Source organism: Paraburkholderia sp. J76 (assembly GCF_905220295.1).
Classification (GTDB): Bacteria; Pseudomonadota; Gammaproteobacteria; order Burkholderiales; family Burkholderiaceae; genus Paraburkholderia.
In genome coordinates this window covers 344,426-357,328 of the sequence record NZ_CAJMZJ010000007.1, presented here as the reverse complement: position 1 = coordinate 357,328, position 12,903 = coordinate 344,426, and the positions used below count along the sequence as shown (strand labels likewise).

Below are 12,903 nucleotides of genomic sequence, written 5' to 3'. Positions count from 1 at the left end.
TAATGTCCAGAACCCCGGTGTCTCCGAAAGAGAGCCGGGGTTCTGGCGTTTGGGCACGTGGCGATTGAGTGCAATGCCAGATGCTGGAAACAAAAAAGCCGTCCAATGGACGGCTTTTTTGCATTAACCGGCTTCTAAAATCGTAGTCCTACTGCGCAGCCTTTTGCATAGCTGCCGCGACCGCGGCGTCCTTCGCCAAAGCAACATCCTCTGCGATATCCGCAAGCTGTTCTTGAGTCAGCGCTTCAAGCAGCGCCAGGTCACGCTCGATGACCTGCGGAAGATGCGCGCGCAGAAATTCCACCCACGTCTTCGTTTTCGCGTCGACGAATTTGCGCGACGGGTATAGCGCGTACACGTTCGTCTTCTGCAGTTTGTGCTGCGGCAGCACGCGCACGAGCGTACCATTACGCAGTCCTTCGATTGCCGCGTAGACCGGCAGCATCCCAATCCCCATTCCCTCGCGTATCGCGACCGCCAGCGATTCCGCGATATTCACCTGCACGGGTCCGTCCACCTGCATCTCGACGCTGCCCTCGGGCCCGTCGAGCGTCCACTCGTGCGCCGGAAACGCCGGCGATTTGAGAATCAAACAGTCGTGATGCGAGAGATCGGCCGGCGTGCGCGGCGCACCGTGCGTTTCCACATACCCGGGCGACGCGCAAAGAATGCTGTACGTCGAACCCAGTTGATGCGAAACGAGTTCGGAATTCGGCAACGAAGACGCCGTGACCACCGAGACGTCGCTGCTGCCCTCGAAGAGGTCCGGCATGCGCTGCGAAAGCGTCAGCTCGACGGTGACCTCGGGATGCAGCGCGCGATAGCGCGAAATCGCCGGCAGCACGTACTGCTGACCAATACTCGCGAAGCTGTGCATGCGCAGCGCCCCGGCGGGACGTTCGTGCGCGCAGCTCGCTTCTTCTTCCGCGCTATCGACGTCCGCAAGAATTTGCGAGCAGCGCTTGAGATACCGCTCGCCGGCGGGCGTAAGCGCGAGTCGGCGCGTCGAGCGATTGAGCAGACGGGTGCGTAAATGCGCTTCGAGTTCCGATACCGCGCGCGACATCGCGCCCGTGGTCGAATCCAGCGACTGAGCCGCGGCCGTGAAGCTGCCCGCTTCGACGACGCGGATGAACACCCGCATGTTTTGTAACGTATCCATCAGACCTTCTTGACCTTCTTTTATTCGGTACAGAAACGATATTGTCCGCCTGCCGGGGCGCGCCATTGTTGAGCGATCTGGAACGGATGTTCCCTGCGCGTCCCATTAATGCGGCGCAATGACGCTCCTACAATCGGCGCCTGTCCTCGAAACAGTCCGAGCGTTTTCATGAGCCGCCAGCCTGCGATACATCGAGCGTTCGACTCGCGCCGGCGCGCGGAAATCATATGGCGCGCCGCGAGACGCGCGCTGCGCGACTGGCAGGCCAGCGGCGGCGCAATCTGGCTCCATCTGCTGAAGACGGTTGCGGCCGGCTTGCTCGCCATGGGCATTTCCATGCTGCTTGACCTGCCGCAGCCCCGCATCGCGATGACCACCGTATTCGTACTGATGCAGCCGCTCTCCGGCATGGTGTTCGCCAAGAGCTTTTATCGCATCGTCGGCACTGCGGTGGGAATGATTGCGGCGGTGGCGTTGGGCGCCGTGTCCGTCCAGCAGCCCGAGCTTTACATACTCGGGATGACGGGATGGGTGGCCGCTTGTACAGCCGCCGCCATGAGGAATCGCCATTTTCGCTGGTACGGTTTCGTGCTCGCCGGCTACACGGCGGCGCTGATCGGCATTCCGCTCGTGATGCAGCCCAACGGACTCTTTCTCGCCGCGCTTGGCCGCGGCGCCGAAGTGGCAGTGGGGATTCTCTGCTCGGGCATGGTCAGCGCGGCGATCGTGCCCCGCCAGTCGGGCTCGTTGCTCGATCGCACCTTGCGCACGCGCTATCTCGATTTTACTGCGTTCGCTGCGTCGCTGTTGGCGGGGCGGCTCGAAAGGGCCGCGTTCGAAGGGCGATTCGCGAGTCTCGTCGACGATGTAGTCGGCTTCGAAGCCACGCGCGCTTTCTCATTTTTCGAAGATCCGACGATGCGCTCGCGCAGCGGTGTGCTTTCGCGCCTGAATGCCGAATTCATGGATGCCTGCGCGCGGCTGCACGCGTTGCGCCAGTTGCTCAAAAGACTGCATGGGAGCGACGCGGCGATCGCACCGCTCGCGCAATACTTCGGCGAGCTAGCTGCGCTGCTCGCGCAACGGCCGGGCCGCGACGAAAGCGATCGAGCCTACGCGCGGCGGCTCGCCGACGGTCTCGAAGCGTTCCAGCGCACGCTGCCGCGTCATGTACGCGAAACCCGGCGGCCGCTCGAACATACGCTACCCGACGCGCTGCCCGATTTCGATACCTCGGCCGAACTCATCTATCGCTTCACGACCGAGATCGTGCGCTACAGCCGCACGTGGGCTTCGCTCATGGAGACGCGTCCGGCGCAGGAGCCGCGCGCCGCGCGCTACGTTCCCCGCACGAGCTGGTACGTGGTGGCGTTCACCTTCATGCGCACTGCCGTGGTGGTGGCGGCGCTGGGCTGGTTCTGGGTCGAGACCGACTGGCCGAGCGGCGGCCTCGCGATGATCGCGGCCGCGCTCACGTGCGCGCTCACCTCGTCGGCGCCGAATGCTTCGCGTATGGCCGTGCAGATGTCGGTAGGCGCGGGCTTTGCCGCCGTGACGGGCTATCTCTTCACCTGCTACGTCTATCCCAATGTCGATGGCTTTCCGTTGCTCTGCGCGACGCTGGTCCCGGTGCTCGCCATCGGCGCGTTTCTCGCCACGCGCTCGCGCATCTCGGGCTACGGCGTCGGCTTCTCGGTGTTCTTCTGCTTGCTGGCCGGTCCGGACAACGTGATCGTCTACACGCCGGATCTGCTGATCAACAACGGCATCGCTGTCGTCGCAGCCATGCTGGTTGCTTCGCTCGCCTTCGCGGTGGTGTTTCCGTCGCACATGAACTGGCTCGTCGAGCGCATGTGCGTGTCGTTGCGCGCTCAGGTCGTGCTGGCGTGTCATGGCGAACGCGATGGCCTCGGGCAGCGCTTCCAGTCCGGCACGCACGATCTGATGCATCAGTTGAGGCTCTTGCTCAACGGGCGCCGCCAGGCGCACCGGCGCGCGCTGCGCTGGATGCTCGTGACGCTCGAAGTCGGGCATGCCGTGGTCGATCTGCGCAATGAGGCGCACGCCGCGGCGTGGCTCGATCTTCATGATGCGCACTGGCCCAAGGCGTTGGTGCGCGTGCGAGCGGATATTGCGCGGCTCTTCGAAGAGCCGGACGGGGCGCTCCTCGACCGCGCGCTCAGCGCCGTGCACGCCGCGACCTGGATCGCCCGGGAGGCGCTCGCGACAGTGCATCAAGAGCGGGAAAAGCGTCACGACGTGCAGCGGCTGCTGAGTCATCTGCACTTCATCCGCAGCGCGCTGCTCGATCGCGATACGCCGCTCGGGCCGCTCGCGCGTCGCGCACGCATGCGACGCGGAATTCGCTGAAAACACAACGAAAAAGGCGAGACCGCGCGATCTTGCCGCAGTCTGGAAATATGCCTTCCACTGCGCCTCCTTAATCAATTCGACCCTGGGTCATATAGTCACATCACTGCTTCGCAGTACCCATTAGCACTGGAGAGTAAAATGAAGTCCGTGAAGATCGCTGTTGTTGCCTGTTCGCTGTTTGCCGCCGCCGCTGCTTATGCACAGAGCGAAGCACCGGCGGCGAGCGTCCCTCAGCAGGTCGCGCAGTCCGCTGCCCCGCAGGTAGCGCAAGCGCCCGCCCATCGCGAAATCGCAAAGCCGGCAAGGAAGGATGAATGCGTCGGCCCGGTCAGCTTCTGCAATATTTATTCCGGTAGCTGAGATCGAGAGCACGCCCGCCATGTGCAGGCGCACGCTGAAATCTTGTGCCGCGACGCCTTCATGTGGGCGCCGCGGCTTTGCGCATTGTGGCCGCACAAAACATGGCAATAGTGTTTTGTGAAACTCGCAGTGCACGGGCGCCGTTGCAAGACCTGAAAATTGGCACCAGGCGATCAGAGAGTTTGTGGAGACTTTGATGTACGAAGACCGTATTCGTTGTGCCGCATTACGCGGGAAAATCACTTCGGCTGCCGAGGCGGCTCAACTCGTGCGCAATGGCATGCGCGTTGGCGCGAGCGGCTTTACGCGCGCGGGCGACACGAAGGCCGTGCCGATCGAACTGGCGCGCCGCGCGCGCGAGGAGAAAGAGCCGCTGCGCATTACGCTGATGACGGGCGCCTCGCTCGGCCACGACGTCGATCGCATGCTGACCGAAGCCGGCGTGCTCGAGCGCCGTCTGCCGTTCCAGGTCGACGCCACGCTGCGCAAGGCGATCAACCGCGGCGAAGTGATGTTCGTCGACCAGCATCTGTCCGAAACGGTGGAAATGCTGCGCGCGAACCTGCTCGGCAAGCTCGATCTCGCGATCATCGAAGCGGTCGCGATCACGGAAACCGGCGCGATCGTCCCCACGACTTCGGTCGGCAATTCGGCGAGCTTCGCGATTCTCGCGGAGAAGGTGATTGTCGAGATCAATCTCGCGCAACCGCTCGCGCTCGAAGGCCTGCACGATGTGTGGATTCCCGGCCGCCGCCCGCATCGCGATCCGCTGCCGATCGTGCGTCCGCAGGACCGCGTGGGTACGGCCGCCATCGAGATTCCGCCGGAGAAGATCGCCGCCATCGTCATCACGAACGAGTCGGACAGCCCTTCGACCGTGCTGCCCGCCGATGAAGAAACCGCGCGCATCGCCGGTCACCTTATCGAATTCCTGCAGCACGAAGTGAGGCACGGCCGCATGAGCGCGCAATTGCCGCCGCTGCAGGCCGGTATCGGCACGATCGCGAACGCGGTGCTGTCGGGCTTCGTGGATTCGCCGTTCGAAGCGCTTACCATGTACTCCGAAGTATTGCAGGACTCGACTTTCGATCTGATCGACTCCGGCAAGATGGTGTTCGCTTCGGGCGCTTCGATGACGCTCTCCGCGCATCGCCAGGCCCAGGTGCTCGCTGAACTCGACCGCTATCGCGACAAGCTCGTGCTGCGTCCGCAGGAAGTGAGCAACCATCCCGAAGTGATTCGCCGCCTCGGCCTGATCGCGCTGAACACCGCGCTCGAATGCGATATCTACGGCAACGTGAATTCCACGCACGTGGGCGGCACGCACATGATGAACGGCATTGGCGGCTCTGGCGATTTCGCGCGCAATGCGTCGTGCGCGATCTTCGCGACCAAGGCGATTGCGAAGGACGGCCGCATTTCCAGCATCGTGCCGATGGTGCCGCACGTCGATCACAACGAGCACGACGTGGACGTGATCGTGACCGAGCAGGGTCTCGCCGACCTGCGCGGTCTCGCGCCGCGCGAACGCGCCAACCTCGTGATCGATCGTTGCGCGCATCCGCTCTATCGCGACCTGCTGCGCGACTACTATCGCGACGCGCTCAAGATTGGCGGCCAGACACCGCACGATCTCGCGCGCGCCTATGAAATGCATCTGCGCTTCAATCGAACGGGTTCGATGTTGCCCGAAGCAACAGGCGGACTCGCAGTGAACGCATGATCGCGGAAGCGAACAAGCGATTCGCAAAACAAAACGGGAGCACCGGCGACGGTGCTCCCGTTTTTCATAAGTAGCGGAGATTCGCTACGCTCGTCTGATCAACCGGATGATGAAGAGCAGGATGACCGCGCCGATAATGGCGGTAATGATCGAGCTGATCATGCCGGCGCCGATATGGATGCCGAGCACGCCGGCAAGCCAACCGCCGATGAACGCGCCGACAATGCCGACGATGATATCGACGAACAGTCCGAAGCCGCCGCCTTTGACGAGGACGCCAGCGAGCCAGCCTGCGATTGCGCCGATGATGAGCCAGGCAATGATGCCGTGTTGCATATGAATAGACTCCCCTTGTTGGCGTGAAAGAATCACGGTGAATGGAGCTTAGTCCAAGGGCGAATAGGCGTCCACGAAACGCGGCCAGAATTAACAGTTCTTGAACACCGCTGCCGATAATATTAAAAAACGCAACGAATTAGAAATGTATTCGTAAGGAATGCGAGCCGTTCTTCAATTGCAAGGCTCACTCAGGCGCGATTTCGGGTTCGGCGGCGGTCCAGCTCACGCTGGAGACGCCTTTTTCCATGCTCAGGCGGCTCGCCATGAGTTCGAGCTTCGACTGGTATTTCGGATGCAGACGCATCGTTGCCGTCACGCGCAGGCGTGGCGGATCGCCGGCCAGATCCTCGCTTGTCAGGCTTTGAAATGAAAGCGGCGTGGAGTACAAAGAATTCGAAAGCAACGTGCGGATGTGCACTTCGTCGTCTTCGCGGCACACCACGGTAAGCACGTAAGCGCGCACGAGATCCGCATTCGAAATGGGCGATGCGTTGATGATGCGGCTCACCTCGCGCAGCACGGTATTGGTGAGCAGCACGACGACGGTGCCGGCAACGGCCGGGCCGTAGTGCCCCGCGCCGCACAGCACGCCCACGGCCGCGGCGCACCATAACGTCGCCGCCGTATTGATGCCCTGAATCGAGCCCTTCTCGCGCATGATGACGCCGCCGCCCAGAAAGCCCACGCCAGAGACGACATAGGCCGCGATCTGCGTCACGCCCGTTGAGCCATTGCCGGTCAGCACGCCGAGCGTGACGAACAGACACGCGCCGCTTGCTACGAGCGTGATGGTGCGCAGACCCGCCGTGCGTTGGCGAATCTGGCGTTCGAGGCCGATGGCGACGCCGCAGGCGAACGCCGCGAGAAGGCGCAGGGCGAATTCGAGAGTCATCGTTTTGTCATGAAAGCGCAAGCCAGCCGCACGCCAGGCGGCTCTCGCGCAAGGCGTGGCGGGGACATCGGGAGGCTCGTGGATCATACGCGGGACGGGGATTTGCGCCAAGCTGTCCGCGCTGTCATGTTCGAGTCAGGATCAGGCCACGGCTTGTGGGCGAAACTAGTTTCATTCGTATGGAGATGGGAAGGCTGGCCGAATGAACGGGAGTTTCTGATGGATACGCTGCGCAATATGCGGGTCTTCGTGCGAGTGGTGGAGTCCGGCAGCTTCACGCGCGCTGCGGCGAGCGAAACGATGACAACCGCGCAGGTCTCGCGCGCGGTCACCGATCTGGAGTCGCGGCTGCGCACGCGACTTCTGAACCGCACCACGCGGCGCATGTCGCTGACCGAAGCGGGCGAGCGCTACTTGCAGAGCTGCAAGCGCATTCTTGCGGACATCGAGCAGGCCGAGGCCGAAGCCGCCGCGGCACACGCGAATCCCGCGGGCAAGCTGCGCGTGTATGGCGGCACGAGTTTCGGACAGCACTATGTGATGCCGCTCATCGCGCGCTATCAGCAGCATTTGCCGGAGGTTTCTGTCGATCTCACCATCTCCCAGCAGATGCCCGACATCATCGAGGAGGGCTTCGACGTGGCGGTCGTGGTGGCCGCCGAACTTGAGGACTCCGCGCTGATCTCGCAGCATCTGGGCAGCACGGCGGCCATTCTCTGCGCGTCGCCGGAATATTTGCGCATGCGCGGCGAACCCGAGTCGTTCGACGATCTCGAGGCGCATACCTGCCTGCATCTGACCGATGCGAGCCTGCCCGCGGGCCAGTGGGTTTCCGAAGGGCCGCTCGGCGAAACCTTCCGGCATACGGGCGTGACGCCGTTCCAGGTGAACAACCCCGAAGCGCTCGCTCTCGCCATCCGCGAAGGCATGGGCATCGGCCCGCTGCCGGTGCCGGTGGCGCTGCCCGGTCTTGCCGACGGCACGCTGGTGCGCGTGCTGCCCACGCATACGCTGCAGAAGCTCAACATCTATGCGCTGTACGCGTCACGCCGCTATCTGGATGCGAAGATCCGCACCTTCGTCGAGTTCCTGCGTGAGAAAGTACCGCTCGTGCTTGCCGAGCAGGAGGCCGCGCTCGCCACCTGTGACGAGCCGCCGCTTCGCGAACTGGAGGCGCACACGGGGCCGCGCGGAACGCATGCGCGCAACGGCCGTAGCCGCGCTCACACCACGCAGGACCTGGAGCGACTGCGCCTCGTGAACTGAACCAGTGAACTAATGCAGTGAACTGAAGCAGTGAACTGAAGCAGTTAAAGAAAAGCCCGCGAAGCGCGAAGCGTGTCATTCGTTTCGCGGGCGTTTCAATGCGCTTCGCGACGCTGCAGCGGCGATCCCTCTGCGTTCCCGTACGCTTTCGCGCGCCTCGCGCATTGCCTGTCAATTTCGCCATATTGGCGCCAGCAACCGGCCACCGCCATTGCCTATGATGCGGCACCCGCTGGATGAATGCGTCCTCGTCCCAACCCCTCGCCTGAGTTGTTCGAAACACCGACATGTGGATTGTCAATCTCGCGCTGAAGCGACCGTACACGTTCATCGTGATGGCCATCCTGATCCTGCTGGCCACGCCTTTCGTGCTCATGTCGATGGCCACGGACGTGCTGCCGAACATCAACATTCCGGTCATCAGCATCATCTGGTCGTACACGGGCTTTTCCGCGAAAGATATGGCCGATCGCATCACCTCGGTCAACGAGCGCAGCCTCACGACCACGGTGAGCAACATCGAGCACATCGAGTCGCAATCGCTGCCGGGCATCGCCATCATCAAGCTCTTTTTGCAGCCTGGCGCGAGCCTGCAAACGGCCATCGCGCAGGCCGTGGCTTCCGAGCAGGCGCAGGTGAAGCAGATGCCGCCGGGCGCCACGCCGCCGCTCGTCATCAGCTATTCGGCCTCGAGCATTCCCGTGATCCAGCTCGGACTTTCCAGCAAGTCGATGAGCGAGCAGGCGCTCGCCGACGTCGCGATGAATTTCCTGCGCCCGCAACTCATCACGATTCCCGGCGCGCAGGTGCCTTACCCGTATGGCGGCAAGACGCGCGTGATTTCCGTGGATCTCGACACGCGCGCGCTGATATCGAAGGGTCTTACGCCCGCCGATATCGTCAACGCGGTCAACGCGCAGAACCTCATTTTGCCGACGGGCACCGCCAAGCTCGGGCAAACCGAATATCGTGTGGACACCAATGCATCGCCAGATACCATCGCGGGCCTCAATCGTATTCCCGTGCAGACGGTGAACGGCGCGACCACCTATCTCGGCGAGGTGGCGCACGTGCGCGACGGCTTCACGCCGCAGACCAACGTCGTGCGCCAGGACGGCCAGCGCGGCGTGCTCATGTCGATCCTGAAGACCGGCGACGCTTCGACGCTGCAGGTGGTGGGCGCGCTCAAGGGCCTGCTGCCGAAGGCGCGCGAAACGCTGCCCGCCGATCTCGTCGTCAAGCCGCTCTTCGACCAGTCCGTATTCGTTTCCGCCGCCGTGCAGGGCGTGGTGCGCGAAGCGCTCATCGCGGCCGCGCTTACGGCGGCGATGATCCTGCTCTTCCTCGGCAACTGGCGCAGCACGCTCATCATCGCCGTGTCGATTCCGTTGTCGATTCTCTCGTCGATCATCGCGCTCTACGCGCTTGGCGAGACCATCAACATCATGACGCTCGGCGGCCTCGCGCTCGCGGTCGGCATTCTGGTTGACGACGCAACGGTCACGATCGAAAACATCGAGCGCCACCTGCATCTGGGCGCGAAACTGCACGACGGCATTCTGGAAGGCGCGGGCGAAATCGCGGTGCCCGCGCTCGTGTCGACGCTGTGCATCTGCATCGTGTTCGTGCCGATGTTCTTTCTCACGGGCGTGGCGCGCTTTCTGTTCGTGCCGCTCGCGGAAGCGGTGGTGTTCGCGATGATCGCGTCGTACATTCTTTCGCGTACGCTGGTGCCGACGCTCGCCATGCTGCTCTTCGAGGGCCACGATCCCACCGCGCATGCGCAGCGCGCGCAAGGCTCGCTCTTCTCGCGCATCCACTGGCGCTTCAATCATGGGTTCGAGCGCGTGCGCGCCAACTACATCGCGCTGTTGAGCCTGCTGCTTTCGCGCCGTAAATTCTTCGGCGGCGCGTTCCTCGCGTTTTGCCTGCTGTCGCTCGTCCTCGTGTTCTTCCTCGGCCGCGACTTCTTTCCTTCGGTCGATGCGGGCAATATCCGCTTGCACATGCGCGCGCCAACGGGCTTTCGCATCGAGGAAACAGCGCGCCTCGCCGACCAGGTGGAGCAGGTGGTTCGTGAAGTCGTGCCGCCCGATCAACTCGAAACGATCGTCGACAACCTCGGGCTGCCCTATAGCGGCATCAATCTCTCGTACAGCAATGCGGGGACGATGGGCACGCTCGACGGCGAAATCCAGATCGCGCTGAAGCCCGATCACGACCCCTCGCGCGTCTACATCGACAAGCTTCGGACGTTGCTTCCGCAACGTTTTCCGGGCGTCGAATTCTTCTTTCAGCCCGCGGACATCATCACGCAGATTCTCAATTTCGGTCAGCCGGCGGCAATCGACGTGCAGGTGGTGGGCGCGAACCTGAATCAGGACATGGCGCTGGCAAGCACGTTGCTCAAGCAGGTGCGCCAACTGCCGGGCGCCGTCGATGCCCACATCGAGCAGCGCAACGACGAACCCGCGCTCACGTTCGCGATGGACCGCTCGCGCATGCAGCAGTTGAAGCTCAGTCCGCAGAACGTGGCGCAGGACGTGTTGATCGCGCTCTCGGGCAGCACGCAGACGTCGCCCGCGTTCTGGGTGAGTCCGCAAAACGGCGTGGAGTATCCGCTTACCGTGCAAACGCCGCAGTACCGCGAAACTTCGATGAACGAATTGATGGGCACCCCCGTCTCCGCACGCAGCACGAACACCGATGCACCGTTGCAACTGGTGAGCAATCTCGTGCAGCTCAGGCCGCACGACGGGCCCGCCATCATCACGCACTACAATATCCGCCCCGTGATCGACCTGCTCGTGAGCGTGGAGGGCAGCGATCTCGGCTCCGTGGGCGTCAACATCAACGACATCATCCGGCACGTGCAGGCGCACGCGCCACGCGGCACGACCATCACCATGCGCGGCCAGATCGGCACGATGCGGTCCTCGTACGTGGGCCTCGGCGTTGGCATCGCGATGGCCGTGGTGCTCGTGTATCTGCTGATCGTCGTGAACTTCCAGTCGTGGGCCGACCCGCTCATCATCATCAGCGCGCTGCCCGCCGCGCTCGCGGGCATCGCGTGGATGCTGTTCATCACCGGCACGCACCTCAGCGTGCCCGCGCTCACGGGCGCGATCATGACCGTGGGCGTGGCCACCGCGAACAGCATTCTCGTGGTCTCGTTCGCGCGCCAGCGTCTCTCAGCAGGCGCCACGCCGCTCGCCGCGGCGCTCGAAGCGGGCGCCACCCGCATACGCCCCGTGCTGATGACGGCGTTCGCCATGATGATCGGCATGGTGCCGATGGCGCTCGGCCTCGGCGAAGGCGCGGAGCAGAATGCGCCGCTCGGGCGCGCGGTGATCGGCGGCTTGCTGTTCGCGACCGTCTCCACGCTATTGTTCGTACCCCTGATGTTTGCGACCGTGCATACGCGGCTCGCCCACCGCGCCGCCGCGAAACGCGAGCGCGAGGCGCAGCGCCGAGGTGCGCGTGGCGACACCCGTTAAGTCAAAACTGGCCGAAGACATGAACGACCCTCACCACCATTCCTCTCTCGACATCACCGTGGGCGGCGAGCAGGGCATGGACCTGCCGGCGCGCGGCCAGGCGGGCAAGCGCGCGCGCTTCGCGCTGATCGTGGTCGCGTTGCTGCTCGCTGCGGGCGCCACGCGCACGATCGTCTCGAACCTCATGAACGCCCACCATCTCGCCGATGTCACGAAGCAGAACGCGAAGCAGTACGTGAGCGTCGTGCAACCGGTGGCCGCGGGCGCGGACGGCCGCATCGTGCTGCCGGGGACGCTGCGCGGCTATGTCGAAGCGCCGATCTACTCGCGCGCGAACGGCTACGTGCGGCGCTGGTACGCCGACATCGGCGCGCACGTGCAGCAAGGCCAGTTGCTTGCGGAGATCGACACGCCCGAGATCGACCAGGAACTCGCCCAGGCGCAGGCGCAGCGCGACCAGGCCGCCTCGACGCTCGCGCTCGCGAAGACCTCGTTCGATCGCGCGCAGCAATTGCGCCAGCGCGATGCCGTCTCGCAGCAGGAACTCGACGACCGCCAGGGCGCCTTCAACACGGACCAGGCGAATCTCGCCGCCGCCAACGCGAACGTGCGCCGCCTCATGGAGATGAAGTCGTTCCAGCGCATCGTCGCGCCGATCACCGGCATCATCACGCAGCGCAACGTCGATATCGGCGATCTCGTGAATGCTGGCAACGGCGGCGCGGGGCACGCGCTCTTTTCGATCGCGCAGTCCGACCCGCTGCGCCTCTACCTCGACGTGCCGCAGACCTACGCGCAGCAGGTTGCGGTGGGCCAGCACGTGAGCGTGACCGAGCAGGAACTGCCGGGCGCGACGTTCGACGGCACCGTCACGCGCACGGCGCAGGCCATCAACGTCGCCACGCGCACGCTGGAGGCCGAAATCACGCTGCCCAATCACGACGGCAAGCTGCTGCCCGGCGCTTACGTGCAGGCCGCCTTGCAGACCGATGCCAAGGGTCTGCTCACGGTGCCGGGCAATACGCTGCTGTTCCGCGCGGAAGGCCCGCGTCTCGCGGTCGTCGACGCAGATGGCAAGATCAAGCTCAAGCCCGTGGAAATCGCGCAGGACCTTGGGCAGACGCTCGAAATCAGCCGCGGGCTGGAGCCGACCGATCGCGTCGTGCTCAACCCGAGCGATTCGATCGCGGATGGCGACAACGTCGTCGTGGTCGCGCCGAACAAGACCGAAGCGGCGCACGAAGCCGCGAGGCGGAGCGCGACGTGACGAAGAGGCAAAAAGCGCGGCAAA

The 12,903-nt window shown here is 63.8% G+C and carries 9 protein-coding genes; 6 read left to right on the top strand and 3 right to left on the bottom strand.

Translation table 11 applies throughout. The annotated features are described in order from the left end of the window. Positions 1-148 precede the first annotated feature (148 nt). Positions 149-1,162 carry a LysR family transcriptional regulator gene (locus U5768_RS16555; RefSeq protein ID WP_322031483.1) on the bottom strand — a complete coding sequence of 338 codons (1,014 nt, stop codon included), beginning with the start codon at positions 1,160-1,162 and terminating at the stop codon, positions 149-151. A gap of 168 nt (positions 1,163-1,330) precedes the next feature. Here U5768_RS16555 and U5768_RS16550 point away from each other — a divergent pair, with 168 nt between their 5' ends. The 3 genes from U5768_RS16550 (at position 1,331) to U5768_RS16540 (ending at position 5,618) form a co-directional block, all read left to right on the top strand. After that, positions 1,331-3,532: an FUSC family protein gene (locus U5768_RS16550; RefSeq protein WP_322031482.1), complete on the top strand. Its 2,202-nt coding sequence runs from the start codon at positions 1,331-1,333 to the stop codon at positions 3,530-3,532. A 141-nt stretch (positions 3,533-3,673) separates the two neighbouring features. After that, entirely contained in the window at positions 3,674-3,895 is a 222-nt protein-coding gene (locus U5768_RS16545) for a hypothetical protein (RefSeq protein ID WP_322031481.1), read from the top strand. A gap of 196 nt (positions 3,896-4,091) precedes the next feature. Further along, positions 4,092-5,618 (top strand): acetyl-CoA hydrolase/transferase family protein, encoded by a 1,527-nt coding sequence (locus U5768_RS16540; RefSeq protein WP_322031480.1) that lies wholly within the window; start codon positions 4,092-4,094, stop codon positions 5,616-5,618. A gap of 84 nt (positions 5,619-5,702) precedes the next feature. Here U5768_RS16540 and U5768_RS16535 read toward each other — a convergent pair whose 3' ends face one another. Together U5768_RS16535 and U5768_RS16530 are read right to left on the bottom strand one after the other, a co-directional pair. Further along, the gene (locus U5768_RS16535) at positions 5,703-5,954 is read right to left on the bottom strand and encodes a GlsB/YeaQ/YmgE family stress response membrane protein (RefSeq protein WP_322031497.1); all 252 of its coding nucleotides are present in this window, start codon (positions 5,952-5,954) and stop codon (positions 5,703-5,705) included. A 187-nt stretch (positions 5,955-6,141) separates the two neighbouring features. After that, positions 6,142-6,849, bottom strand: a complete 708-nt coding sequence (locus U5768_RS16530; protein ID WP_322031479.1) for an MgtC/SapB family protein — start codon at positions 6,847-6,849, stop codon at positions 6,142-6,144. A gap of 219 nt (positions 6,850-7,068) precedes the next feature. Here U5768_RS16530 and U5768_RS16525 point away from each other — a divergent pair, with 219 nt between their 5' ends. The 3 genes from U5768_RS16525 to U5768_RS16515 all read left to right on the top strand — a co-directional run bounded on the left by U5768_RS16525 (position 7,069) and on the right by U5768_RS16515 (position 12,879). Next, a complete protein-coding gene (locus U5768_RS16525; RefSeq protein ID WP_322031478.1) occupies positions 7,069-8,115 on the top strand; it encodes a LysR family transcriptional regulator in 1,047 nt (348 codons plus the stop codon). Between the two features lie 287 nt (positions 8,116-8,402). Continuing rightward, positions 8,403-11,612 (top strand): efflux RND transporter permease subunit, encoded by a 3,210-nt coding sequence (locus U5768_RS16520; protein WP_322031477.1) that lies wholly within the window; start codon positions 8,403-8,405, stop codon positions 11,610-11,612. A 19-nt stretch (positions 11,613-11,631) separates the two neighbouring features. Continuing rightward, positions 11,632-12,879, top strand: a complete 1,248-nt coding sequence (locus U5768_RS16515; protein WP_322031476.1) for an efflux RND transporter periplasmic adaptor subunit — start codon at positions 11,632-11,634, stop codon at positions 12,877-12,879. Positions 12,880-12,903: the final 24 nt, after the last annotated feature.